General features: G+C 69.0%; 24 protein-coding genes. 8 read left to right on the top strand and 16 right to left on the bottom strand.

Annotated features, from left to right (window positions below; genetic code table 11):
• Positions 1 to 14: 14 nt before the first annotated feature.
• The 14 genes from ACGF7Y_RS22185 to ACGF7Y_RS22120 form a co-directional block, all read right to left on the bottom strand.
• Positions 15 to 1,283 carry an MFS transporter gene (locus ACGF7Y_RS22185; RefSeq protein ID WP_393236470.1) on the bottom strand — a complete coding sequence of 423 codons (1,269 nt, stop codon included), beginning with the start codon at positions 1,281 to 1,283 and terminating at the stop codon, positions 15 to 17.
• A gap of 103 nt (positions 1,284 to 1,386) precedes the next feature.
• Complete coding sequence (locus ACGF7Y_RS22180; RefSeq protein WP_393236469.1) at positions 1,387 to 1,875, bottom strand: RDD family protein; 489 nt, start codon at positions 1,873 to 1,875, stop codon at positions 1,387 to 1,389.
• A gap of 162 nt (positions 1,876 to 2,037) precedes the next feature.
• Entirely contained in the window at positions 2,038 to 2,460 is a 423-nt protein-coding gene (locus ACGF7Y_RS22175; RefSeq protein WP_393236468.1) for a hypothetical protein, read from the bottom strand.
• A gap of 138 nt (positions 2,461 to 2,598) precedes the next feature.
• Complete coding sequence (locus ACGF7Y_RS22170) at positions 2,599 to 3,750, bottom strand: acyl-CoA dehydrogenase family protein (protein WP_393236467.1); 1,152 nt, start codon at positions 3,748 to 3,750, stop codon at positions 2,599 to 2,601.
• A gap of 14 nt (positions 3,751 to 3,764) precedes the next feature.
• Positions 3,765 to 4,910, bottom strand: a complete 1,146-nt coding sequence (locus tag ACGF7Y_RS22165) for a thiolase family protein (protein ID WP_393236466.1) — start codon at positions 4,908 to 4,910, stop codon at positions 3,765 to 3,767.
• 1 nt (position 4,911) lies between these two features.
• Positions 4,912 to 5,739: an enoyl-CoA hydratase/isomerase family protein gene (locus tag ACGF7Y_RS22160; protein WP_393236465.1), complete on the bottom strand. Its 828-nt coding sequence runs from the start codon at positions 5,737 to 5,739 to the stop codon at positions 4,912 to 4,914.
• The gene (locus ACGF7Y_RS22155) at positions 5,736 to 6,977 is read right to left on the bottom strand and encodes a CaiB/BaiF CoA transferase family protein (protein ID WP_393236464.1); all 1,242 of its coding nucleotides are present in this window, start codon (positions 6,975 to 6,977) and stop codon (positions 5,736 to 5,738) included. Before ACGF7Y_RS22155 ends, ACGF7Y_RS22160 begins: the two co-directional genes overlap by 4 nt.
• The gene (locus tag ACGF7Y_RS22150) at positions 6,977 to 7,741 is read right to left on the bottom strand and encodes an SDR family NAD(P)-dependent oxidoreductase (protein ID WP_393236463.1); all 765 of its coding nucleotides are present in this window, start codon (positions 7,739 to 7,741) and stop codon (positions 6,977 to 6,979) included. Before ACGF7Y_RS22150 ends, ACGF7Y_RS22155 begins: the two co-directional genes overlap by 1 nt.
• Positions 7,741 to 8,907, bottom strand: coding sequence for an acyl-CoA dehydrogenase family protein (locus ACGF7Y_RS22145; protein WP_393236492.1), 1,167 nt, complete (start codon positions 8,905 to 8,907; stop codon positions 7,741 to 7,743). The genes ACGF7Y_RS22150 and ACGF7Y_RS22145 overlap by 1 nt, the downstream gene beginning before the upstream one ends.
• Positions 8,908 to 9,247: 340 nt before the next feature.
• Positions 9,248 to 9,619, bottom strand: a complete 372-nt coding sequence (locus tag ACGF7Y_RS22140) for a hypothetical protein (protein WP_393236462.1) — start codon at positions 9,617 to 9,619, stop codon at positions 9,248 to 9,250.
• On the bottom strand, positions 9,616 to 10,374 hold the full coding sequence (locus ACGF7Y_RS22135; RefSeq protein ID WP_393236461.1) for an ABC transporter ATP-binding protein: 759 nt from the start codon (positions 10,372 to 10,374) through the stop codon (positions 9,616 to 9,618). Before ACGF7Y_RS22135 ends, ACGF7Y_RS22140 begins: the two co-directional genes overlap by 4 nt.
• Positions 10,371 to 11,084, bottom strand: coding sequence for an ABC transporter ATP-binding protein (locus ACGF7Y_RS22130; protein ID WP_393236460.1), 714 nt, complete (start codon positions 11,082 to 11,084; stop codon positions 10,371 to 10,373). Before ACGF7Y_RS22130 ends, ACGF7Y_RS22135 begins: the two co-directional genes overlap by 4 nt.
• Positions 11,062 to 13,185: an ABC transporter permease gene (locus ACGF7Y_RS22125; protein ID WP_393236459.1), complete on the bottom strand. Its 2,124-nt coding sequence runs from the start codon at positions 13,183 to 13,185 to the stop codon at positions 11,062 to 11,064. Before ACGF7Y_RS22125 ends, ACGF7Y_RS22130 begins: the two co-directional genes overlap by 23 nt.
• A 16-nt stretch (positions 13,186 to 13,201) precedes the next feature.
• Complete coding sequence (locus ACGF7Y_RS22120) at positions 13,202 to 14,560, bottom strand: ABC transporter substrate-binding protein (protein ID WP_393236491.1); 1,359 nt, start codon at positions 14,558 to 14,560, stop codon at positions 13,202 to 13,204.
• Positions 14,561 to 15,050: 490 nt separating this feature from the next.
• Between ACGF7Y_RS22120 and ACGF7Y_RS22115 the strand changes: the two genes are divergently transcribed.
• The 6 genes from ACGF7Y_RS22115 to ACGF7Y_RS22090 all read left to right on the top strand — a co-directional run bounded on the left by ACGF7Y_RS22115 (position 15,051) and on the right by ACGF7Y_RS22090 (position 20,287).
• Positions 15,051 to 16,319 carry an aromatic ring-hydroxylating dioxygenase subunit alpha gene (locus ACGF7Y_RS22115; RefSeq protein WP_062972012.1) on the top strand — a complete coding sequence of 423 codons (1,269 nt, stop codon included), beginning with the start codon at positions 15,051 to 15,053 and terminating at the stop codon, positions 16,317 to 16,319.
• Positions 16,303 to 16,668, top strand: coding sequence for a hypothetical protein (locus tag ACGF7Y_RS22110; RefSeq protein ID WP_393236458.1), 366 nt, complete (start codon positions 16,303 to 16,305; stop codon positions 16,666 to 16,668). The genes ACGF7Y_RS22115 and ACGF7Y_RS22110 overlap by 17 nt, the downstream gene beginning before the upstream one ends.
• Positions 16,669 to 16,671: 3 nt before the next feature.
• Positions 16,672 to 17,889, top strand: coding sequence for an amidohydrolase family protein (locus ACGF7Y_RS22105; RefSeq protein ID WP_393236457.1), 1,218 nt, complete (start codon positions 16,672 to 16,674; stop codon positions 17,887 to 17,889).
• Entirely contained in the window at positions 17,876 to 18,292 is a 417-nt protein-coding gene (locus ACGF7Y_RS22100; protein WP_040872101.1) for a nuclear transport factor 2 family protein, read from the top strand. Before ACGF7Y_RS22105 ends, ACGF7Y_RS22100 begins: the two co-directional genes overlap by 14 nt.
• Positions 18,293 to 18,365: 73 nt before the next feature.
• The gene (locus tag ACGF7Y_RS22095) at positions 18,366 to 19,478 is read left to right on the top strand and encodes an acyl-CoA dehydrogenase family protein (RefSeq protein ID WP_393236456.1); all 1,113 of its coding nucleotides are present in this window, start codon (positions 18,366 to 18,368) and stop codon (positions 19,476 to 19,478) included.
• A gap of 65 nt (positions 19,479 to 19,543) precedes the next feature.
• A complete protein-coding gene (locus tag ACGF7Y_RS22090) occupies positions 19,544 to 20,287 on the top strand; it encodes an acyl-CoA dehydrogenase family protein (RefSeq protein WP_393236490.1) in 744 nt (247 codons plus the stop codon).
• Positions 20,288 to 20,356: 69 nt separating this feature from the next.
• Here ACGF7Y_RS22090 and ACGF7Y_RS22085 read toward each other — a convergent pair whose 3' ends face one another.
• Together ACGF7Y_RS22085 and ACGF7Y_RS22080 are read right to left on the bottom strand one after the other, a co-directional pair.
• Positions 20,357 to 20,863, bottom strand: a complete 507-nt coding sequence (locus ACGF7Y_RS22085; RefSeq protein WP_393236455.1) for a hypothetical protein — start codon at positions 20,861 to 20,863, stop codon at positions 20,357 to 20,359.
• 159 nt (positions 20,864 to 21,022) lie between these two features.
• A complete protein-coding gene (locus tag ACGF7Y_RS22080; RefSeq protein WP_393236489.1) occupies positions 21,023 to 21,808 on the bottom strand; it encodes an enoyl-CoA hydratase in 786 nt (261 codons plus the stop codon).
• 273 nt (positions 21,809 to 22,081) lie between these two features.
• Here ACGF7Y_RS22080 and ACGF7Y_RS22075 point away from each other — a divergent pair, with 273 nt between their 5' ends.
• Both ACGF7Y_RS22075 and ACGF7Y_RS22070 read left to right on the top strand, forming a co-directional pair.
• Positions 22,082 to 22,735, top strand: a complete 654-nt coding sequence (locus ACGF7Y_RS22075; RefSeq protein WP_393236454.1) for a TetR/AcrR family transcriptional regulator — start codon at positions 22,082 to 22,084, stop codon at positions 22,733 to 22,735.
• A gap of 44 nt (positions 22,736 to 22,779) precedes the next feature.
• Positions 22,780 to 23,586, top strand: coding sequence for an acyl-CoA thioesterase (locus ACGF7Y_RS22070; protein ID WP_393236453.1), 807 nt, complete (start codon positions 22,780 to 22,782; stop codon positions 23,584 to 23,586).
• Positions 23,587 to 23,591: the final 5 nt, after the last annotated feature.

Raw genomic sequence — 23,591 nt, 5'->3', positions numbered from 1 at the left:
CACCGTCCAAACGGTTACCTACCGTCCATCGCCGACACATCCCGCACGCCGGCACGATCTCCTGCGCGCCATCCCGCAACCGCCCGGAGATCGGGTCCGGTGCGCGAAGTGGTCAGGGTGACCGCCATGGCGGTAGCGATGGCCGCGGCGGCGAGTGCGGCGGTGGCGGGCCAGCCGAACCAGCCGACGGCGGCGGCGCCGAACGCGGCGCCGCAGCTGCCGCCGATGAAGTAGACGATCATGTAGGCGCTGTTGAAGCGAGCCGGGGCGGCCGGGTCGATGGCGAGGACCGTGCTCTGGTTCGCTACCTGGGCCGCGAACAGTCCTGCGTCGAAGAGGCCGAGGCAGACGAGGGTTACGACCGTATTCGACAGGAAGGCGCCCAGAGCCGCCGAGGCGGCGATGGCGAGCACGAGCCCGATCGCGATCACCCGCCGCGCGCCGATGCGGTCGGTCCACGCCCCCGAGATGCGAGTGGCGGCGACACCGAGGAGTCCGGCGAAGGCGTACATGCCGATCCGTTCGGGCGAGTACGAGAACGGCGGCTGGGACAGCGCGACCGGGAGTCCGGCCCAGATCGTGCAGAAGGCGAAGAACCAAAGGGCGCCGCGACCGGCCGCCAGGCGCAGGGCCGGATACCGGCCGTGTAGTCCGGGAAGTCCGCGCACCGTTGCCAGGTAACCCACCGTGGCATTCCCCGCTACGGCGGGAAGCGCGAACCGGGCGGTGACCGCGACAGCCGCGCACGCCACCGCGAACGCGAGAAGCGTTCCGCGCCAACCGATCGCATCCGTCAACCAACCTCCGACGATCCGCCCCGCGAGGATCCCCGCCGAAATGCCCGCCGTGACGACGCCAAGGACAGTGGCCCGCCGTCGTGGTCGCGCGAGACGTCCCGCCACCGAACTCAATTGCGCACCGACCGATGATCCCGCCCCGATCAGGCCGACGACCAAGCCGAGCAGCCAGGCCGAATCGACCACCGCGCTCGCCGCCAGAGCGATGGCCAGGGTGCCGAACTGGGCCGACAGCACCACCCGCGGCGAGAACCGGTCGACCAGCGGTACCAGCAGCGCCAGCCCCACCAGATAGCCGAGCGACCCGCACGCCAGAGCGGTGCCGACCGCCGCGAGTGAGGCGTGTAGCGAACCGGCGACTTCCGCGATGGCCGGTTGCAGCGGATAGATGGTCGCGGTGCCGAGCGCGGCCGCCAGCGACATGAACCAAACGACGGGTGTCCGCAGCGCGGTGCCCCGCGTGTCCGGAGTCGAATCCGTTTTCATCGCACCGACGCTACGAGCACCGAGCCCAGGACTCCGGCGGGAAAGGGACGCGATAGTTGCGCTGTTCGGCCGCTTTCGAACGCAGGTCTGGTGAGTTCGGTGCCTACACGAGTTGCCGCTGATTCCTATGCCGGTGGCGCTGGTCGCGGCGGCGCACCGTACGCAACCCGCAGGCTTGGCCTACGCTCGCGCCTTCGAGCAGGTATTGCAGCCCGATCACCACGAATCCGAACAACCATCGTGCGACCGTCTGCCATATACGCGGACGTCGGCCGTCCTTCCATCGCACTACCCGCATTCCGAACACCAGTTTCGCGAGACTGCCGCGCAACAGGAGTGTGCCGAGTACGTGGTTGGCGAATGACACCGCGAGCACGCACGGAACGAACGCGCCGAGGAATTCCGCGACACCGTCGGAGGCAGGAAAGACACGCTGCGACAACGCCAATCCGACGATCAGCGCTATCAGGGCGTCGGTCGTCGCGGCCAGGGCGAGGCGATTCTCCCCCGCCTCGTCCGGAACAGCCGCCTGCGGCGCAGGCGCCTGGCCGCGTGGTCGGCTTCGGTTGGGACCGGGGCGTGTTGCGTTCACGCGACGTATTGTGGCGCAGCTCGACGACTGTCCCCAGCGGTGCGGTGCCCGCCTCCCGCGAGATGGCGGTGCCGCGGGCTCGTCCCGGCGGGTGGTTATTTCACGGTAGACAACGGCCGATGTCCGCGAGCACGTTCGCGGCGGACGCCGCCTGCCGGTGGTCTATCCCGGGATGACGTACTGCACCTGGACCGAATCGGGAGAGTGGAAGAATTCCTTGGTGGTGACGGACAATTCGATGTGGCCGGGACCCGACGGGATGGTGGCCGAGTTGTACCACGAGCCGACCAATTTGATGGTGGTGTTGCCGCGGGCGCCGGTATCGATGTTGTGCCAGGAGACGTAGGCGGTGGTCGCGCAAGTACCGATGCCTTCGAAGGCGCTGGTGAGATGGAGTCCCGAGGAGGAGTCCTGATCCACGTTCCCGCGGATCGTCCCGTAGCACACGCCCGCTTCGGTCGCCGTGGTGTAGAGGACCGGGAGATCGACGGCCTCCGCTGAGGCGGTGCCCGCGAAGACGAATGCCGGGACGCAGGCCACTACGGCGGCTGCGGCGGCTGTGACAAACCTGGTGACCGAGCGCATGAGTTCCCCTCTGCTGTTCACTGATCGGCATGCCCAGTTGCACTGCGGCTCGCCCCTTCACCGGAACCTCCAGAACACCAGCCCGGCTGCACGTCTTATCCGTCGCCACGCCAGAGCCGTTACGTCGCACTGCGCTGTTCAGGACAAGCCCAGGTCCCGGGCCACGATCATCTTCATGACCTCGCTGGTGCCCGCGTAGATTCGCGCCACCCTCGCGTCGGTGTACAACCGGGCGATCGGATACTCCATCATGTACCCGTACCCGCCGAACAATTGCAGGCAGCGGTCCACGACGCGAGCCTGTACCTCCGTGCAGAAGAGCTTGACGCGGGCGGCGTCCGCTCCGGACAACACGCCCTCGACCAGGTCGAGCACCGCACGGTCGACCATCGTCTGCGCCGCTTCCACTTCCGCGGACATCGCGGCGAGTTCGAACTTCGTGTTCTGGAACGAGGCGACCGGGGTGCCGAATGCCTTGCGCTGCTTGGTGTAGTCGACGGTCGCGGTGATCGCGGCACGCGCCTGCGCGACCGAGCCGACCGCGACGGTGAGCCGTTCCTGGGGCAGATTGTGCCCGAGATAGCCGAACGCCGCGCCCTCGGCGCCGAGCCGGTTGGCGACCGGTACCCGGACGTCGTGGAACGACAGCTCCATGGTGTCCTGCACCTTGCAGCCCATCTTCTCCAGCATGCGGCCGCGGGTGAAGCCGGGCATTCCGTCCTCCACCACCAGCAGGGTGAGCCCCGCGCGGCGGTTGTCCGGGTCGGTGGACGTGCGGGCCACCACGATCACCAGGTCCGCGAGCAGACCGCCGGTGATGAAGGTCTTGGCGCCGTTGAGCACATAGTCGTCGCCGTCGCGCACCGCGCTGGTTCGCATCCCCGCCAGATCCGAGCCCGTTCCCGGCTCGGTCATGGCGATCGCGGTGAGCGACTGCCCCGACGCCAGTCCGGGAAACCATCGCCGCCGTTGCGCGGCGTCGGCGTACTCCAGGAGGTACGGCAGGATGACGTCGAGCTGGGTGCGCACGGTGCCGAGGGTGACCAGGGCCCGGGCCGCCTCTTCTTGCAGGATCACGTTGTAGCGGTAGTCGCGAATGCCCGCTCCCCCGTGTTCCTCGGGTACCGCGAAGCCGAGCAGCCCGAGTTCGCCCATCTCGGTGAAGATCTCGCGCGGCATCCTGCCGTCCTTCTCCCACACGGAGTAGTCCGGCACGATCCGCTTCTCCACGAAATCCCGGACCAGCTGCCGGAACGCCTCGTGGTCGGCAGTGAACAGTTCTCGTCGCACGGCGGGCCTCCCGTTCAGGACATCAGTTCGACGACGGTGGCGTTGGCGGTGCCGCCGCCCTCGCACATGGTCTGCAAGCCGTAGCGAATGCCGTTGTCGCGCATGTGATGCAGCATCCGGGTCAGCAGGACGGCGCCGGATCCGCCGAGCGGGTGCCCGAGCGCGATCGCTCCGCCCAGTGGATTCACCAGCGATTCGTCGGCGCCGGTCTCGGTGAGCCAGGCGAGCGGGACGGGCGCGAACGCCTCGTTCACCTCGAAGACGCCGATATCGGCCAGCGCGAGACCCGCTTTGCGCAACACCTTCTCCGTCGCGGGGATCGGGCCGGTGAGCATCAGCACCGGATCGGAGCCGGCTACGGCGCCCGCGCGGTAGCGGGCCAGTGGCGTCAGGCCCAGCTCGCGCGCCTTGCGCGGGGTGGTCACCAACAGGGCGGCCGCACCATCGGAGATCTGCGAGGCGTTGCCCGCGTGGATCACGCCGTCGTCTTGGAACGCGGGTTTCAGCCCGGCGAGCTTCGCCGCGGTGGTGCCGCGTCGGATCCCCTCGTCGGCGTCCACCACGCCCGCTTCGGTGCTCACGGGCACGATCTGGTCGGTGAAGGCGCCCGCGTCCTGGGCGGCGGCGGCACGCTCGTGCGAACGCGCGGAGTACTCGTCGAGCCGGGTGCGGCCGAATCCCCACTTCTTCGCGATCAATTCGGCCGAGATGCCCTGATTGAACGCGAAGCCGTCGTAGCGCGCCAACGCTTTCGGCCCATAGGGAGCACCGGAAGCCTTCGCCGCGTTCAGCGGCACCCGGCTCATCACTTCGACTCCTCCGGCGACCACGATGTCCTGCTGTCCGGAGAGCACGGCTTGCGCCGCGAAATCAAGCGCTTGCTGGCTGGAACCGCAGGCCCGGCTCACCGTGGTGCCCGGAACGCTTTCCGGCCAGCCCGCCGCCAGCACGGCGTAGCGGCCGATGTTGCCGGACTGGTCGCCGACCTGGGAGACGCAACCCCAGATCACGTCGTCGATCAGCGCCGGATCGAGGGCGCAGCGCTCGGCCAGCGCGGTGAGCACCAGCGCGGACAGGTCGACCGGGTGCACCCCGGACAGTCCTCCGTTGCGTTTGCCGACGGCGGTGCGGACCGCCCCGGCGATGACTACCTCACGCATCTCATCTCCCGTTCTCGGAATTCCCGGCGGCACGGATCGGCGGCCGCCGGACGGTCCAGTCGCCGGTGAACCGTGGTTCGCGCCGTTCGGCGAAGGCCGCGAACGCCTCCGGGGCGTCGGCGGTGGCGAAGTTCAGTCCTTGCGCCCTGGACTCGGCCGCGAGCGCTTCCCGCAGCGTCGAGCCCGCGCCTTCGTGCAGCAGCGCCTTGGTCTGGGCCAGCGCCACCGGTGGTCCGGCCGCCAGGCGCGCGGCGAGTTCGGTGACGAACCCGTCGATCTCCTCCTGTGCCACCACCCAGGTGACCAGTCCCAGATCGCGAGCCTGTTCGGCGTCGATCGTCTCGGCCAGCAGCGCCAGCCGCTTGGCCTGTTGCAGGCCGATCAGCCGGGGCAGCAGCCAGGAGCCGCCCAGATCCAGCGACAGTCCGCGGCGGGTGAAGATCTGCGCGAACGTCGATCGCGGGGTGGCCACCACGAGATCGCAGCCCAGGGCCAGATTCCAACCCGCGCCGACCGCGACGCCGGTGACTTTCGCGACGGTGGGCAGGGGCAGTTCGTGCAGCAGGACCGCGACGTCGGTGAGGGCGCGCATCCGGTAGACCGGGTGCGCGTTGTCGGGCGTAGAGATGTCCGCGCCGGAACAGAACGCGCCGCCCGCGCCGGTGAGCACCAGGGCGCGCACGGCGCGGTCGGCCGCGGCGGCGCGCAGCGCGTCGGCCAGCGCCGCCCAGAGTTCGGCGTCGATCGCGTTCTTGCGGTGCGGCCGGTTCAGCGTCAGTGTGCGCACGCCGTCGCGATCCTCCGAAAGCAGCACGGACTCGCCGGTCATCGGCGTGATCCGAGCACTCCGGCATCCCGCAGCGCTTCGATATCCATCGCGGTGCAACCCAGTTCGGTGAGCACGGTGTCGGTGTGCGCGCCGAGGCCGGGCACCGGGCCCATCGGCGGCTCGAACCCAGCGAGGATCGCGGGCGGCAGCAGCGACGGGATCGGACCCGCGGGGGTCTCGATGTTGCGCCAGCGGTCGCGCTCGGTGAGCTGCGGGTGGTCGAGCACCTCCGTGGGGCGGTGGTAGCAGGAGTTGCCGATCCCGGCGTCGTCGGCGATCTTCTGGATCCGGGCCAGGTCGTGGCGCAGGCACCACGCGGCGATCGCGTCGTCGATCTCGCCGCGGTGGCGCACCCGCCCGGGGTTGCTGCGGAATCGTTCGTCCGCGGCGAGATCCGGCCGCTCCAGGATGTCGGTCGCCAGCCGCTGCCACTCGCGGTCGTTGGTGGTGCCCAGCACCACGGTTCGCCCGTCGGCGGTGGGATACGCGCCGTAGGGCGCCACGGCGGGCGAACTCATCCCGAGCGGCTGCTGATCGACGCCGGTGTGCCGCGCGTAGGTCAGGTGATAGCCCATCATCTCGGCCATGGTGTCGAAGAGGCTCACCGAGATGGTGTTGCCGTGAGCCGCGCCCCGACCGCGCCCGCACAGTGCGGCGAGGATCGCCAGCGCCGCGTACAGGCCCGTGGTGACGTCGGCGACCGGCGGGCCGGGTTTGGCCGGGGCGTCCGCGGTGCCCGTCACCGCGCAGACGCCGGATTCGGCTTGGACGAGCAGGTCGTAGGCGCGTTTGTGGGACAGCGGCCCGCCCGCGCCGAACCCGTCGATCTCCACCGCGATCAGGTCCGGATGCCGCGCGGCCAGGTCCGTGGGCGCGAGACCGAGGCGAGCGGTGGCGCCGGGCGCGAGGTTGGACACCAGTACGTCGGCACGGCTCAGCAAGCGGTGCAGCAGGTCCACCCCTGCGGGCGATTTCAGGTCGAGGGTGACCGACTCCTTGCCGCGGTTGACCCAGACGAAGTGAGCGGCCTGCCCGAGCACCACGTCGTCGTAGTACCGGGCGAAGTCGCCGCCTTGCGGGTGCTCCACCTTGATCACCCGGGCGCCGAAATCGGCCAAGCTGCGCGTGCACATCGGCGCGGATACGGCCTGTTCCAAGGCGACCACCGTGATACCGGCGAGTGGTCCGGGCCCGGACCGCCCGCCGTCCGGAGCGAGACGCTGCGCGGGAGCGGTCATCAGATCACCGTGCCGCCGTCCACCGGCAGCACCTGGCCGGTGATGAAGGAGGCGGCGTCGGAGGCGAGGAAGACGAACGCGCCCGCGACTTCCTCCGGTTCGGCCCAGCGGCGCAACAGGATCCGGTTGAGCATCTGCTCGGAGAACCGATCGTCGGTACGGATGGTGTGCGTCATCGGCGTCGCCGCCAGCGGGGCGAGCGCGTTGACCAGGATGTTCTTGCGCGCCAGTTCCTTCGCCAGCGATTTGGTGATGCCGATGATCGCGGCCTTGGCGGCGGAGTAGTTCACCTGGCCGAGCGTGCCGACGATGCCCGCGGCGGAGGTGACGTTGATGATCCGCCCGGTGCCGTCGGTGGGCAGGAACGGCAACGCCCCCTGCGCGCAGTTGATCGTGCCCAGCGCGTGGATGTCGAACAGCCGCCGCACCGATTCCGCGGTGGTGTCTGCGAACATCGCCGGTGCGGTGACCCCGGCGTTGTTCACGACGATGTGCAGCACGCCGTCGGCGAGTCCGGCGGCCTGCTCGGCGGCCGCCGCGGCGGAGTTCCGGTCGGAGACGTCCAGCGCCCGCCCTGCCGCGGTGCCACCGGTCGCGACGATCTTCTCCGCGACGGCGCAGGCCGCCGCGCCGTCGACGTCGGTGACCAGCACGGCCGCGCCCGCGGTGGCCAGCGCCTGCGCCACCGCGGAGCCGATCCCGCCCGCGGCCCCCGTGACCAGCGCCGAACGCCCGGTGAGATCGAACAATGTCTGCTGCGCCATCAGTAGCTCCTCGGCAATCCCAGGGCGTGCGAACCCAAGTAGTTCAAGATCATTTCTTGGCTGACGGGGGCGATGCGCATCACGCGCGCCTCCCGGAAGTAACGGGACACGTGGTATTCCTCGGCGTATCCCATGCCGCCGTGTGTCTGCAGCGCTCGGTCGGCGGCGGTGAATCCGGCGTCGGCGCACAGGTATTTGGCCGTGTTCGCCTCGCGCCCACAGGGTTTCCCGTTGTCGTAGCGCCAGGTGGCCTTCCGCAGCATCAGCTCGGCCGCGTCCAGCCGGGCCAGCGAATCGGCCAGGGGGAACTGGATGCCCTGGTTCATGCCGATCGGCCGGTCGAAGACCACGCGTTCCTTCGCGTACCGCACCGCCCGGTCCAGCGCGACGCGGCCGAGGCCGAGCGCCTCGGCGGCGATCAGCATGCGCTCGGGGTTCAATCCGTCGAGCAGATAGCGGAATCCGGCGCCCTCCTCGCCGACCCGATCCTCCACCGGCACGCGCAGGTCGTCGATGAACAGCTCGTTGGAGGTGACGGCGTTGCGGCCCATCTTGGCGATCGGCCGGATGTCGACGTGCGCGCGGTCGAGGTCGGTGAGGAACAGCGTCATGCCGTCGGTCTTCTTGGCGACCTCGTCATAGGGGGTGGTGCGGGTCAGCAACAGGATCTTCTCCGATTCCTGCGCTTTCGAGATCCACACCTTGCGCCCGTTCACCACGTAGTGGTCGCCGTCGCGACGGGCGAACGTCGTGATGCGCGGGGTGTCCAGGCCCGCGCCGGGTTCGGTCACGCCGAAGCACACGTGCAGCTCGCCGGTCGCGATGCGCGGCAGAGTCCGTCGCTTCAACTCCTCGCAACCGTGCACCACCACGGGATGCATGCCGAAGATCGACATGTGGATCGAGCTGGCGGCGTTCATCCCGCCGCCGGAGCGCGACACCTCTTCGGCGAGCAGGGTGGCCTCGGTGATGCCGAGGCCGTGGCCGCCGTACTGCTCGGGGATGGTGATGCCCAGCCAGCCGCCGCCCGCGACGGCGTCGTAGAACTCGGTGGGGAACTCGTGTGCCTGGTCTTTGGCCATCCAGTACTGGTCGTCGAACTTGCGGCACAACTCGGCCACCGATTTCCGGATCAGCTCCTGGTCTTCGGAGAGCTCGAAATTCATGCCCTCGGCGTTCGTGTCACCGGACACTTCCGCACCTCCACTTCCTCGTATCGCGGTCGCTCGCGGCGCACGCCGGTGCGGAAGGTCGATCCACCCCTTCCGCACCGGCGGCACCCGACGGCGACCGCTCGGTACCGCGCGTAGGGCCCTCCGTCTCCCCAGTCGAGGCGGACGACGCGCGAGCCGATCCCCGTCCCCCGGCGCGGCAGTGCACCGAGGCGATTCCCGTGCCCGGCGAGGTTTCGCCGGGCACGGCGTGCACCGCCTGTCCTCGGCCCCGGTTGGAGCAGGCGTGTCCGTGATGGCCCGCGGGAGTTTGTTCGATCCCGCGGCCGGTGGCTCAGCGCGGCGCCGAGGCCACCCCGTCGTAGCGGATCTCCGCGCCGAGCACTCGACTACCGAGTTCGTCGAGGTCGTAGGACTGGCGCGCCAGCCAAAAGCGCAGGAAATTGGTCAGCGAATAGCGCAGGAACAGCGCCGAACCCACCACGCTCGCCGCCACCCCGCCCAGAGCGAGGGTGATGGCGTCGCGCTGTGCCAGTGCGTCGGTCGTGCCGTGCGACATGAAATACGCCAGCACCGCCACCGCCACTCCGGCCACCATGAGCGTGACGCCGGTGCGCAGCCACAGCCCGGAGCGGCCTGCCGCCGGATCGGGGATCTTCAAGTCCTGCAGTTCGCGGACGAAACGCTCCGCGCGAGATTCGGTCATGTGGAACTTCCTAGGTAGAGGGCTGCCAATTCATTGCGGATTCCACTGTCGGGGTGTCCCTGCCGCACCACCCGGCCGCGCACCAGGACGGCCGCGTGATCGGCGATGTCCAGCACGGCGGCGGCGAACTGCTCGACCACCAGCACCGCGACACCTTGGCGGGCGATCTCGGCGACCTCGTCGTAGAGCCTGCCGACCACCAGCGGGGCCAGGCCCATGGACAGTTCGTCGAGCAGCAGCACGGCGGGATCGGTCGCCAGCCCACGCGCCAGCGCCAGCATCTGTTGTTCGCCGCCGGACATGGTTCCCGCGATCTGGCCGGCGCGTTTGCCGAGGATCGGGAACCGGCTGAAGGCGATCTCCTCGATCTCCTCCCTCGACCGTCCGGTGAAGGTCATCATCAGCAGGTTGTCGCGCACGGTGAGATTCGGGAACACCCCGCGGCCCTCGGGGATCAGGCAGACGCCCGCGCGGGCCAGGTCGCGCGGGTCCGCTCCGGTGACGTCGCGCCCGCCGAGCGTCAGCCGTCCGGAGGCGACCGGGTGAATACCCGCGATCACCTTCAGGGCGGTGGTCTTGCCCGCGCCGTTGGGCCCGAGCAGTGTCACCACCTGCCCGGCCGCGAGGTCCAGGTCCACGCCGTGCAGCACGGTGATGGCGTCGTAGGCGGCGCGCACCTCGCGCAGCGCGAGGAGTTCGGTGGGGCCGGAAGACATAGTGGCCGCGACTGTTTCGGTGGCGCTCTGCACGCTCATACGTCTCCCAGATAGGCCGCGAGCACGGTTTGGTCGGCGCGGATCACCGCGGGTGGCCCTGAGGCGATCACCTTGCCGAGATCGAGCACGAACACCTCGTCGCAGACGTTCATCACCAGGCCCATGTCGTGTTCGACGAGCAGCACCGCGGTGCCGTCGTCGGCCAGCGACCGCAGCAGTTCGCCGAATCGCTCGGTCTCGGTGTGGTCCTGGCCCGCGGCAGGCTCGTCGAGCAGGATCAGGCTGGGCCGCGCCGCGATGGCCCGGCCCACTTCCACCAGGCGGCCGGTGCCGGTGGGCAGTTCGTCGGCGCAGGCGTCGGCGAGTTCGTGCAAGCCGAGCCGGTCGATGATCTCGGTGACGATCCGGGCGGCGTGCCTGCGCTGCGGGCCGAGTTCGGCCGCGACCAGCAGGTTGTCGCGCACGCTCAGCCTGCCGAACAACTCGAGCCGCTGGAAGGTACGAGCGAGGCCGTGCCGGGCGCGACGGGACGGGCCGAGCCGGGTGACGTCGGCGCCGTCGATCGCCACCCGGCCACGGGTCGGTTTGCGCAGCCCGCAGATCACGTCGAACAACGTGCTCTTGCCCGCGCCGTTCGGACCGATAAGTCCGGTCACCGCGCCGCGTTCGGCGCGCAATCCGGCGCCGTCGAGCGCGCGGTGGCCGCCGAAGACGACGGTGACATCGTCAACTTCCAGTAGCGACGGCACGATCGAGCACCTCCTCGTCGTCGGATGTCCACGGCCGCCGCACGCCCCACCACTCCACCGGGACCTGCGCGGGGTCCGGCGCGGGCCGCGCCCGCACTCCGTGCAAGACGCGCGCCGCCACCACGGCGACCACCGCGCCGAAGGTGAAACCCCAGCCGTCGACGATGTCGATCAGACGCAGCCCCCACAGTCCCAGGACCAGCAGCGCGAGCAGTGGGGCGACGATCCGGTCGCGCAGCATCGGCAACCATTCGTCGCGCATCGAGGCGATCGCCCCGTCCTTCAGCACGCCGCCACCGAAGGCTATGCCGCCGAGCGCGGGCAGCACCTGGGCCAGATTCTGCAGCCCCGGCCACAGCACGGGGATCACGTTCAGCGGGCCGGCGAAGACCGCGCCGGTGAACAGGCCCGCACCGACCGCACCGAGACCGGCGATGGTGACGATGAGGAAGATCGGCAGTCCGGCCACCAGATTGAACTGTTCGGGCGCGACGGCCCGCACCTGCATGCCGTACAGCGCGCCGCCCAGTCCGGCGATGGCCGCCGCCAGCGCGAAGACCAGCACGCGCGCCGCCAGCAGGCTGCCACCGAGGGTCGCGTAGGCGGCCTCGCTGTCGCGCAAGGCGATCAGGCGACGCCCGAATCGGCTGCGCCGCAACAGCGCCACCGCCAGGCCCGCCACCGCCAGGCACACCGCCGCGAAGACGGTCACCTCGGCGGTGGTGTCCAGTTCCAGGCCGAACAGATCCGGCCCGACCAGCGACACCGAGCCCTGGTCGAACAGCGAGATCCGCACGCCGAGGATCTCGAAGGAGGGAAGCGTGAAGATCCAGCGATCCAGGATGACGGCGAATGCCGCCGTCGCCAGGGCCAGGTACACCCCGGACAGCCGCAGCGCGGGCACCGCGACCACTGCCCCGACCACGCCGGCGATACCCATCGCGGCGGGCAGCGCCCACCACTGGCCCACCGGTCCCAGATGCGCGTAGGCCACCGCGCCCACACCGGCCAGGCTGAGCTGGCACAGCGAGATCTGGCCCGCGAAACCGAGCAGCGGCACGTACGACAGCGCGATCACGCCCCAGGCGAACATCGCGCCATAGGTGATCAGGTCGGATTCGGTGAGCATGGTCGCCAGCATCGATCCGGCCACGACCACCACCGCGGCGAACGCCAGCGAACCGTTGATCGATGGCGATGGCACCGGGCTGAGCTTGCGGTCGCGACCGCGCAACCTGCCGTGCGGGAACATCAGCAGCGCCACGAACAACAGCAGCGCGGGGGCCGCCAGCCGCAGACCGGGCAGGTACTCGTTCTGCGGAAGATACCCGGTGAGGTAGCTCTCCAGCAGGCCGACCACCACCGCGCCCGCGAACGTCATCGGCAGATTGCGCAGCCGCCCGAAGATGGCCGCGGTGTAGGCGCTGACGATCAGCAGCGACAGCTGCGCGGCATCCAGCGCCACGGTCGGCGCGATGAGGATGCCGCCGATCGCGGCCAGCTCGATGCCCAGCATCCAGGCGATCCGGTTGGCCCGCCGAGGATCGGCGCCGGTCAGGCCCACCAGCGCGCGATCGTCCACGGTGGCCCGCATCTCCGCGCCGATCCTGGTGCGGTACAGCAGGATGCGCAGCGCGGCGGCGACCGCGACGGCGACGGCCATGGTCAGCGCCTGATGCCAGGTGATGAGGACCGGGCCGAGGTCGATCGACGGCTTGTCGGCGAAGAACCTCGTCAGCGACCGCGACTCGTTGGGGTTCCAGATCCAGCGCGCCAGCACGATGAGCCCGCTGAGCAAGGCGATCGTCATCACGAGTTTCTCGGCGTCACCGAGCCCCTGCGTCGGCGCCAGCGCCTTGCCGAACAGCAAGCCGAACAGCGGCGCGAAGACCAGCAGCACCGCGACGATCGCCATCGGCGCAGGCCGGCCCCAGCCGACGGTGAGCTGCCAGTAGACGAACGCCGAGATCATCCCCGCGGCGCCGTGCGCGAAGTTGAACACGCCGGTCGTGGTGTAGGTGAGCACCAGACCGCTGCCGATCACGGCGTAGATCGCCGCGGTGCTGAGGCCGACGATCCCGAAGGCGATGAACTGCTCCATCAGCGCGAACGCTCCGTCACTTCAGGTCGCTTCGGCTCTTGCCGACATCGGCGAGGGTCAGCGGTTTGCCGAAATCCCTGGTGTACTTGTACGGGGTGAAGCCGCAGCGGAATACGCCGGTGTTCGGCTCGAAATCCGCGGTCTTCCAGCCGTCGGGCGTGGCCTGCTGGACGTTGAAGCACCGGGTCTGCTCGGCCAGCGGCCGGGACAGATCGACCGGCGCCTGCAAGCCGCCGCCGGTCCACGCGGTCTCCTTGCTCGCGGTGTCGTACACGCACGCGCGGGTGAGGTTGTCACCGCAGCTGGTCGCCGATTTGGCGAACAGCAACCACGACTGGAAGGCCCGCAGCACCTGGAAGGTGATCGCGCTACTCGGCGCGTACTGCTTGAACAGGTCTTTCAGCTGCTGTACCGCGGGCACCTGCGCGGCCGCGTCCAGCGGTGCGGTCCCGCTCAGATCGGCGTAGTTGTTCTGGGTGGCCAGGGAGTTCTTCGTGACGTCGAGGAACGACTGGTTGTAGGAGTTGGCGTTGGCGTCGATCCAGTCCAGCTCGTAGTTCATGCTGGTGAGCACGTCTTGCAATTTGGCCAGGTAGCGGAACTCCCCGAAGAAGATCAGGCCCTTGACGTTGTTGGCCTTGATCGCCTGCGCGTACGGCGTCCAGTCCGACACGCCCGCGACCGGGTAGAGGTCGTTGTAGACGATCTTCGCGCCGTTCGCGGTCAGTGATTCGGTGAGCTTCTCGCCCATGACCTTGGTGATCGGCGAGTCGCCGTTGATCATCCCCACCGCACCGGCCGAATTCGGGTAGGCCTCCTTGATCAGCCAGTCCTGGAAACCGGTGTACGGGTTGACCGCTTCGGAGGCCGAGGAGCCGCCGCCCAGTTGCAAGTCGGACCCGGTGTTCGCGGTCTGGGTCACCTGGGCGGGGAACTCCGGCAGCAGGCACGACAGCCGGTCCTTCACGCCGAGCCCGTCCAGCGCGGCGCTTCCGCCGACGAGGGCGAAGTCCTCCCGGCAGGCCTCCAGCATGCGCTGGCGCACCTCCATGAGCTTGGTGTCGCGCAGGTTGGTCACCAGCTTGCGCCCGTTGATGCCACCGGCGGAGTTGCACCAGGAGGTGAACACCTTCGCCGCGTCGACCAGGTCGGGATTCTTCGTGAAACCTACGTCGGAGAAGACTCCGACCTCGATCTCGCCGGCCGTTACGCCCTGCGCCGACGCGCTTTTCGCGTTTCCGGGCCGGCAGACGCTGGTCAGGTCGCCGAAGTTGCCGGAGGCGGCCTGGCCCGGACCCTCATCGGTTCCGCGCCCACCGCCCTCACGGCCACAGCCGGCCACCAAGAGCGCGACCGCCATCGCGGCAACGACCATTCGCTGCGGTTTCACCGTAGTTCCTCCTCCGTGGGCTGCTCGGCATCCGATCGGTCCGGGCCGTCGCCGGCATCTCGCCCCTTGCTCGTCGATGAGCAGCACGTGCCCCGGGGGCACACTCACTGTCAGGGAAACTATCTTCTCAGATTCGGATAATCAATATCTGCTCTTTGGAGAGCGATGTCGTCAACCGCAGTGATCGGGGCGCTCAGGCACTGGCAGGCCCCGCTCCAGAAGACCTGACACGATCAGCGTTGACAGCGGCGCAGCCGCGTGAAAATGTGATAGTTGATTTTGAGAATGCTATTCTCGTTTCGGAGTAACGGAGGCGCATGTCATCCGGAACGGCTGACGAAAGGCCGGTGGCGACCCGTCATGCGGGCGCGCCCGGTGACAGCCGAGGAACCCCGTCGCCGCTCGGCAGGCACGGCCCAACGGGGCACGGCATTCGACACCTCCGGCGCATCGCCGGACCACGAAAGGTAATCCCTTGGCACACTTCACCAAACCCGCTGCCGGGAGCTGGACGCAGAACTATCCCGAGCTGGGTACCGAGCCGGTGGACTACACCGACTCCATCGATCCCGCCTTCTACGAGGACGAGCGTCAGGCGATCTTCCGCAAGAACTGGCTCAACGTGGGCCGGATCAACCGGCTGCCCCGGATCGGCAGCTACTTCACCAAGGAACTGGCCTGCGTCGGCACCTCACTGATCATCGTCAAGGACAACGATGGCGCGGTGCGGGCGTTCCACAACATCTGCCGGCATCGCGGGAACAAGCTCGTCTGGGACGACTACCCCGGCGAGGAAACCGCAGGTACTTGCCGCCAGTTCACCTGCAAGTACCACGCGTGGCGCTACAGCCTCAAAGGCGAGCTGACCTTCGTCCAGCAGGAGAAGGAGTTCTTCGACCTGGACAAGGACAAGTTCGGTCTGAAGCCGGTGCGCTGCGAGGTGTGGGAGGGCTTCATCTTCGTCAACCTCGACGACAACGCCAAGCCGCTCACCGAATACCTGGGTCCGCTGGCCAAGGGCCTCGAGGGGTACCCGTTCGACCGGATGACCGAGGTCTTCAGCTACCGGGCCGAGATCGGCAGCAACTGGAAGCTGTTCATCGACGCGTTCGCCGAGTTCTATCACGCACCCGTGCTGCACCAGAAGCAGGCGGTCAAGGACGAGGCCGACAAGCTCTACGGCGTCGGTTACGAAGCGCTGCACTACGAGATAGCGGCTCCGCACTCGATGATCTCCTCCTGGGGCGGGATGGCCCCGCCGAAGGACCCGACGATGGTCAAGCCGATCGAACGCGAATTGCGCAGCGGCCTGTTCGGCCCGTGGGACCGCCCCGACATCGAGGGGCTGGAGCCGCTGCCGCAGGGCATCAACCCCGCCAAGCATCGCGCCTGGGGCGTCGACGAATTCGAGTTCTTCCCGAATTTCTCCCTGCTGTTCTGGGCGCCCGGCTGGTACCTGACCTACCACTACTGGCCGACCGCCGTGGACCGGCACATCTTCGAGGCGAGCCTGTACTTCGTGCCCGCCACGAATGCCAGGGAGCGGCTGGCCCAGGAACTGGCCGCGGTGACCTTCAAGGAATACGCGCTGCAGGACGCGAACACCCTGGAGGCGACCCAGACCATGATCGCCACCCGTGAGGTCACCGAGTTCCCGCTCAACGACCAGGAGATCCTGCTCCGCCACCTGCACAAGACCGCTCAGAAGATCGTCGAGGAGTACCGCGATGGCCGCGCCCACTGACCAGCCCACCGACCGGGCGCACACCGCGCCGCTGCCCGCCGAGTTCGCCGACCTGGCGCCGTTCTCGGACTGGATCCTGGCCACCGAGCCGGAACGCTACGCCAAGCGGCTGGCATCCTCCATGGACGAGATGCAGCGGTTGTACGACACCGTCTTCCCGCGCCTGCGGCCCGCCATGGATTACATCGACAAGTACGACTGGAACGACCTGCCCGACGAGGTGCGCAACTTGTTCCACCTGTTGCAGTCGCTGGTGATGGTGTCGTTCCCGATCGAAGTGTGGAAGCAGCCGCGAGTGCCGGATTCCGGTGCCGCGTACCTGGATATCGTCCGCGAGCCGGTGGTCTGACCCGTGGCGGCGCTGACCGTGAAGGCCGCCGGTCTGCTCGACCTCGACACCGGTGCGATCGTCCGGCCCGGCATCCTGCGGATCGAGGACGACCGGATCGCCGGTGTCGGCGGCGCCGTCACGGGCGAGGTCGTCGATCTCGGTGACCTCGTCCTGCTGCCGGGTCTGATGGACATGGAGGTCAACCTCCTCATGGGCGGCCGCGGGGAGACCGGTCTGGCCTCCAGCGTCAAGGACGATCCGGCACTGCGCGTGCTGCGCGCGGTGGGCAATGCCCGCCGGACGCTGCGCGCCGGCTTCACGACCGTCCGCAATCTCGGGCTGTTCGTGAAGACCGGCGGCTACCTGCTGGACGTGGCGCTGGGCAAGGCGATCGACGCGGGCTGGATCGAAGGCCCGCGCATCGTGCCCGCCGGGCACGCGATCACGCCCACGGGGGGCCATCTCGACCCGACCATGTTCTCCGCCTTCGCTCCCGACGTACTGAAACTCACCCTCGAGGAGGGCATCGCCAACGGCGTGGACGAGGTACGCAAGGCGGTGCGATACCAGATCAAGCACGGCGCGCAGCTGATCAAGATCTGTGTCTCCGGCGGGGTGATGTCGCTCACCGGAGCGCCGGGGGCGCAACATTATTCGGACGACGAGCTGCGCGCGATCGTCGACGAGGCGCACCGGCGCGGTCTCAAGGTGGCCGCGCACACGCACGGCGCGAACGCGGTGAAGCACGCGGTGCAGGCGGGCATCGACTGCATCGAGCACGGCTTCCTCATCGATGACGAGGCGATCGACCTGATGGTGCAGCACGGCACCTGGCTGGTGCCGACCACCCGGCTGGCCGACGCCATGGACGTCTCGAAAGCCGACCCCGCGCTCCAGGCGAAGGCGGCCGAGATGTTCCCCAAGGCCCGCACCTCCGTGCTGGCCGCCTATAAGGCGGGCGTGAAGATCGCGGTGGGCACCGACGCGCCCGCGATTCCGCACGGCCGCAATGCCGACGAGCTCGTGGCGCTGGTCGAGCGCGGATTGCCGCCGCTGGACGTGCTGCGTGCCGCCACGGTGGCCTCGGCCGAACTGGTCGGCGTGCAGGACCGCGGCCGGCTGGCGGAGGGGTTGCTGGCCGACGTCATCGGCGTTCCCGGCGACCCGGTGCGGGACATCACCGTCACCCGGGACGTGCGATTCGTGATGAAAGGCGGAAGAATTCATGTCCAGAAGTGACGACCTGCTCGAGATCCAGCAGGTGCTGGCCCGGTACGCGGTGACCATCACCAAGGGGGACATCGAGGGCCTGCTCGCGGTGTTCACGCCGGACGGCAGCTACAGCGCCTTCGGCGACACCTACACCCTCGACCTGTTCCCGGAACTGGTCGCCGCCGCGCCGAAGGGCCTGTTCCTCACCGGCATACCGGCTCTCGACATCGACGGCGACACCGCCACCGGCACCCAGCCGCTGTGCTTCGTCGAGCACAGCACGCACGACATGCGCATCGGGTACTACACCGACACCCTCGTGCGCACCACGGACGGATGGCGGTTGCGGACGCGCGCGATGACATTCATCCGCCGCAACGGCGAGCACGACTCCGGGATCCCGCACGCTTTCGAGCGTTCCAAGGCATGAGCGCGTCGCATCCCCTGCCGGGCAGCTTCCGTCGTCGCGCACGACCTTCGGCTCGGGCGAGAAGGGACATCGCATGACCGCGGGCGCCGAACCGAACAGGGATGTCGCCGCTTTCCGTTCGAACCTGCGCGCCTGGCTGGACGTCAACGACCTCACCCCCGGCCCCGACCACTCGCTGGACGGACAGGTCGAACAACTGCTGCGCGTGCGGCGTGCCCTCTACGACGCGAACTGGATGCGCTACGGCTGGCCCGCCGCCGTGCACGGGCTCGGGGGGCCCGCCGCGCTGCGCGCGGTGCTCGGCGAGGAGGTCGCCTCCCGCGACCTGGCCGAACCCGGGATCTATTCGATGATCGAAGTGCTCGCGCCGACAGTGATCTCCTATGCGCGAACTGATTTGGCCGCCGCGATGGTGCCGCTGCTGTTGTCCGGCCGCGAGCAGTGGTGCCAGGGATTCTCCGAGCCCGGATCGGGCAGCGACCTGGCCTCGCTGGCCACCAAGGCGACGCCACGCGGTGACGACTGGGTCGTCAGCGGCCAGAAGGTGTGGACCAGCCTGGCCCAGTACGCCGCTCGCTGCGTACTGCTCACCCGCACCGGGCCCGGCCACGACGGCATCACCGCCTTCTTCGTGGACATGGACTCCCCCGGCATCACCGTCCGCCCGTTGCGCACCATGCACGGCGTGGACGAGTTCGCCGAGGTCTTCTTCGACGACGTGACGGTGCCGGGCGACCGGATGCTGGGAAAGCCCGGCGACGGCTGGCGAGTGGCGATGGATCTGCTGCCCTACGAGCGCTCGACCTGCTTCTGGCACCGGATCGCCTATCTGTTCACGCGGCTGGACCGGGTGCTCGAACAGTCCACGATCGCCGACGACGCCGAACTCGGCGCCGCGTACCTGGCGCTGCACACGGTGCGATGCCGCTCCCACGCGACGCAGCGGCGTCTGGCGGGCGGCGCCCGGCTGGGCGCGGAGACGTCGGTCGACAAGGTGCTGCTGGCCACCGCCGAGCAGCGGCTGTTCGACACCGCGCGCGATCTGCTGCCCGGTGCGGTGGAACTCACCGACTCGCCGTGGCGCGCCGAGTTCCTCTACTCCCGTGCGGCGACGATCTACGGCGGCACCGCCGAGATCCAGCGCAACATCATTGCCCGCCGCCTGCTGGACCTGGGGAAGGAGTGACGGTGGCCGAATCCGGCTTCGACCGGGCCGAACTCGCCCTGCTCACCGAAACGCTGCGCAAGACCATGGCGGCCGCCACCGGGCCGGAGCTCGACGCGGCGCTGGCCGGGCTGGGCTGGCCGGATCTGCTGGCCGAATGGCCCGATGTCGCCGTCCCGCTGGTGTTCCGACTGCTCGGTGAGACCGGCGCGCACGCCGCGGTCCTCGACGACGTCGTCCGGCACGCCGCCGGACACCCGGATCCCGGTTTTGTCGCACTGCCGTTCACAGGCGAGGCCTGGGTGGTCTGGGACCGCGACGGGGAGCCCGGCGCAGCGGTCGACGAGGAGCTGCCGCTGCGCACCGTAGCGACCGGAACCGAGCTACCCCCGCGGGCCATCGCGGCCGGGCGGCGCGCACTCGGGTGGTGGCTGCTCGGCACCGGCCGAGCGATGTTGACGCTGGCCCGCGGGCATGCGCTGGAACGCACCCAGTTCGGACGCCCGCTCGCCTCGTTCCAGGCGGTCCGGCACCGCCTCGCGGAAACCCTCGTCGCGCTCGAGGGCGCCGAGGCCGCGCTGGACACCGCCGAGGGTGAACTCGGGGCACTGCTGGGCAAGGCCGCAGCGGGCCAGGCCGCGCTCACCGCCGCCCGGCACTGTCAGCAAGTGCTCGGGGGCATCGGATTCACCGCCGAGCACGACTTGCACCGGCACGTCCGCCGCACCTTGGTCTTGGACGGACTGCTCGGCAGCACACGGGAACTCGTCCGCGAGGCGGGTGCGCACATCCGCGCCACAGGTCACGCTCCTCGGATGGCGCAGTTGTAGCCGGTACCCGGGGAAAGGCCCGGCACCGGAATCCACGCCGGTGCCGGGTCTTTCGGTGCGCAGCGGCGATCAGCAAGCCGGCGACGTACCGCCCTGGAGGGTCATCAACGCGCAGAACGTGGCGGTGGCGACCTTCCACTGGCCGCCGCCGTCGTTGACCGCCTGCCCGGTCTGGTTCGGCAGCACCGGATTGCCGCCCATCAACAGCGTGTAGGTGACATCGGCGTTGTTCGCGTCCACGAGCTTCACCGCCGAGACCGTCACCGACGTGCCCTGGGACTGCGGGTTGGCCGCCTGCGCCTGGAGGATCGGCAGGAAGACATCGCCCTTCTGTACCAGCGCGGCCTTCTGCTCCGGCGGGGTCGAAGGGCTGAAGAAGCTCGTGTAGACGTCGGTGATCGCCTTGGTGGTCGCCGCGTCGGCCTGGGCGGGCGCCGCACTGGTCGCCGCGGCGGCCGACGTGCTGGACGCGGTGCCGGTCGATTCGTCGTCGTCGCCGCAGCCGGTCAACACCGCGGCCGCGACGACGGCCAGGCCACAACATGCCACGGCCTTGCGAAGAATGGAATCGCGCATGGAAATCCTCGTTTTCGGAAAAGGGAACAGCGAGGGCGCCGGGCGCGTTCGCGCCCGATCGCCGGTGGATCGCACGGACACGGTGTCCCTTTCGAGGCGGCAAGGGCCGTGCGAATACTGCCGGAACGCTCCAGCAGACGATGGAGCCGGAGAACCGGCTTACTGCATGTTGGCCTTCATGTCGTCCAGCCGGACCAGGATCGGGAATCCGTTGACACTCAGCGCGTTGCCGTGGCCGGTCTGGTGCACGTCGAACACGGATTGGATCGCGGCGTAGAAACCTTGCACGTCCAGCGTCTGGTTGACCGCGCGCTTGGCCTGGCGCAGCCCGAACGGGGGCATCGTCGCGATCTGCGCGGCCAGTTCCCTGGTCTGCTCGTCCAATTCCGCGCGCGGCACCACCTTGTTCACCATGCCGACCTGCCGCGCCTCCTCGGCCGTCACGGGTCGACCGGTGAACAGGATCTCCTTCGCCTTACGCGCGCCGAGTTCCCAGGTGTGGCCGTGGTATTCGACGCCGCCGATACCCATGAGCACCACCGGGTCGGAGAACAGCGCGTCGTCGGCGGCCACGATGAGATCGCACGGCCAGCACAGCAGGAGGCCACCCGCGATGCACCGGCCCTGCACCGCCGCGATGGACGGTTTCGGTACGTTGCGCCAGCGCAGCGAGTACTCCAGGTAGCGGCGCGACTCCAGCCCGTAGATGCGGTCGAGGGTGATCTTGCTCGGGTCCGGCCACGATTTGTCCTTCAGATCGTGGCCCGCCGAGAAGTGCTTACCCTCCCCGCGCAGCACGATGACCGCGACGTCGTCGTCCTCCGCGGCACGCACCCAGGCGGCGTCGAGCTGGTCGAGCAGTTCGCCGTTCTGCGCGTTGGCCGCCTCCGGCCGGTCCAGGGTGATGGTGGCGATCCGGTCCGCGACCTCATAGCGAATGTACAAAACGAGCTCCTCGAGTCCGGGAAGGCCGGGCGCGTGCCCGGTCACGACGGCGCGCCGAATGCGGCCGGGCCGGCCGGAGCGGTGTCCGACGATCATCACGGCCTGCCTCCTTCCCGCGCCGATGCCTGAATGGGTGCGAGAATAGCATTCTCGTTACCGGAAAGGGTAGTCTCGCCAGGGGGTCGGACGCGGTGACCCAAGAACCCGATGACACACCGTTCTCCGGTACAGTGCATCCATGTTCTCTTCATATGACCGAGGACCGAGGCGCCCGTGACCAGCCCGAGCGAGAAACCGGCCTGGAAGCAGCGCGCCGTCGAGCGCTCCCTCCGCACCGCCAAGCTGCGCGCCGAGGAGCGCGTGCAACGGTTCCTGGACGCCGCCCAGGCGATCATCACCGAGAAGGGCAGCACGGACTTCACGGTGCAGGAGGTCGTCGACCGCTCCCGGCAATCCCTGCGCAGCTTCTACCTGCAGTTCGACGGCAAACACGAGCTGCTGCTCGCGCTGTTCGAGGATGCACTGAGCCGCACGTCCGAGCAGCTGCGCGCCGCCGCGGACGGCCAGACCGACCCGCTGGACAAGCTCCAGGTGGCCGTCGAGCTGTTGTTCGAGCTGTGCAGGCCGGATCCCTCGGCGCAGCGGCCGCTGTTCACCGATTTCGCACCGCAGCTGCTGATTTCGCATCCCGATCACGTGAAGGTCGCGCACGCGCCGATGCTGGCCCTGTTCACCGAACTGATGGATCTGGCCAAAGGCGCTGGGCAGCTGCGGCCGGAGGTCAACTCCCGCCGAACCGCGGCCATGGTGATGCAGACCGTCATGTTCACCGCGCAGTCCGCGGGAGCCTCCGATGACGAGACGCAGCATCCGATCACCGCGTCCGAAGTATGGAACTTCTGCGCGCACGGTTTCGCTCGCGGTTGAGAACACTATTCTCCCGAGGGAGAATTTGACTTACACTCGGGCTCATGCCCGATCTGTGGAGTGATCTCGTCTCCTGCCTCGACTTGTCCGCGACACCCTCCGGCGACGATGTGTTCGAGGGCCGCAATCTGCGGTTGCCCTACAGCCGGGTGTTCGGCGGCCAATTGCTCGGCCAGTTCGTCCAGGCGGCCACCGCGGGCATCCCGGACAAGTCGATCAAGTCTCTGCACACGGTGTTCGCGCGCGAGGGCCGCACCGACGAGCCGATCCGCTACCGGGTGCACCGCCACCACGCGGGCCGCTCCTTCGCCACGCTGTCGTTGGTCGCCGAGCAGTCCGCCGGCGTCGTGGCGACCGCCTCGGTCTCCCTGCACGCGGAGGAACAGGGCCCGCACCGGCAGTCGGTCGCGGCGCCGCCGGAGCTGCTGTCCGCCGAGCACAAGGTGGAGTGGGACCTGCTGCCCTGGGAGACTCGCGCGAGCGTGGACCTCGACGATCTCAGCGCCGCCCCACCGGAATTCGAGTTCTGGATGCGCACCCCGCAAGTCGATCCGGCACTGGCGCCCGCGCTGACCGCCTACGCGACCGACCTCACGCTCATCGGCACCGCGCTGCTGCCGCTGGACGGATACGCCCAGGGCGGCAACGGCACCGCGTTCGTCTCTGCCGTCACCTCGCACACCCTCTGGTTCCATCGGCGTTTCCGTACCGACGAATGGCTGCTGCTGCGCCAGCACAGCCCGCTGCTCGCGCAGGCTCGCGCCTACGGCCGCGGCGACATCCTCACCGAGGACGGCACGCTGGTGGCCTCCTACGCCCAAGAAGCCATGGTGCGCATCCCCCAGACCTGACGGCG

The organism is Nocardia sp. NPDC047654, from assembly GCF_043205035.1.
Classification (GTDB): domain Bacteria; phylum Actinomycetota; class Actinomycetes; order Mycobacteriales; family Mycobacteriaceae; genus Nocardia.
Note: the sequence above shows the minus strand (reverse complement) of the source record. Positions and strands in the feature narration are given on the sequence as shown.

Bases quoted from the DNA above. Each gene is read 5' to 3' on its own strand.
- ACGF7Y_RS22095 (WP_393236456.1), top strand. From the start codon at position 18,366: ATGACCGCGGGCGCCGAACCGAACAGGGATGTCGCCGCTTTCCGTTCG.
- ACGF7Y_RS22085 (WP_393236455.1), bottom strand. From the start codon at position 20,863: ATGCGCGATTCCATTCTTCGCAAGGCCGTGGCATGTTGTGGCCTGGCC.
- ACGF7Y_RS22120 (WP_393236491.1), bottom strand. From the start codon at position 14,560: ATGGTCGTTGCCGCGATGGCGGTCGCGCTCTTGGTGGCCGGCTGTGGC.
- ACGF7Y_RS22155 (WP_393236464.1), bottom strand. From the start codon at position 6,977: ATGACCGCTCCCGCGCAGCGTCTCGCTCCGGACGGCGGGCGGTCCGGG.
- ACGF7Y_RS22140 (WP_393236462.1), bottom strand. From the start codon at position 9,619: ATGACCGAATCTCGCGCGGAGCGTTTCGTCCGCGAACTGCAGGACTTG.
- ACGF7Y_RS22185 (WP_393236470.1), bottom strand. From the start codon at position 1,283: ATGAAAACGGATTCGACTCCGGACACGCGGGGCACCGCGCTGCGGACA.
- ACGF7Y_RS22090 (WP_393236490.1), top strand. From the start codon at position 19,544: ATGGCGGCCGCCACCGGGCCGGAGCTCGACGCGGCGCTGGCCGGGCTG.
- ACGF7Y_RS22160 (WP_393236465.1), bottom strand. From the start codon at position 5,739: ATGACCGGCGAGTCCGTGCTGCTTTCGGAGGATCGCGACGGCGTGCGC.
- ACGF7Y_RS22135 (WP_393236461.1), bottom strand. From the start codon at position 10,374: ATGAGCGTGCAGAGCGCCACCGAAACAGTCGCGGCCACTATGTCTTCC.
- ACGF7Y_RS22150 (WP_393236463.1), bottom strand. From the start codon at position 7,741: ATGGCGCAGCAGACATTGTTCGATCTCACCGGGCGTTCGGCGCTGGTC.
- ACGF7Y_RS22070 (WP_393236453.1), top strand. From the start codon at position 22,780: ATGCCCGATCTGTGGAGTGATCTCGTCTCCTGCCTCGACTTGTCCGCG.
- ACGF7Y_RS22125 (WP_393236459.1), bottom strand. From the start codon at position 13,185: ATGGAGCAGTTCATCGCCTTCGGGATCGTCGGCCTCAGCACCGCGGCG.
- ACGF7Y_RS22165 (WP_393236466.1), bottom strand. From the start codon at position 4,910: ATGCGTGAGGTAGTCATCGCCGGGGCGGTCCGCACCGCCGTCGGCAAA.
- ACGF7Y_RS22110 (WP_393236458.1), top strand. From the start codon at position 16,303: ATGGCCGCGCCCACTGACCAGCCCACCGACCGGGCGCACACCGCGCCG.
- ACGF7Y_RS22175 (WP_393236468.1), bottom strand. From the start codon at position 2,460: ATGCGCTCGGTCACCAGGTTTGTCACAGCCGCCGCAGCCGCCGTAGTG.
- ACGF7Y_RS22145 (WP_393236492.1), bottom strand. From the start codon at position 8,907: ATGAATTTCGAGCTCTCCGAAGACCAGGAGCTGATCCGGAAATCGGTG.
- ACGF7Y_RS22100 (WP_040872101.1), top strand. From the start codon at position 17,876: ATGTCCAGAAGTGACGACCTGCTCGAGATCCAGCAGGTGCTGGCCCGG.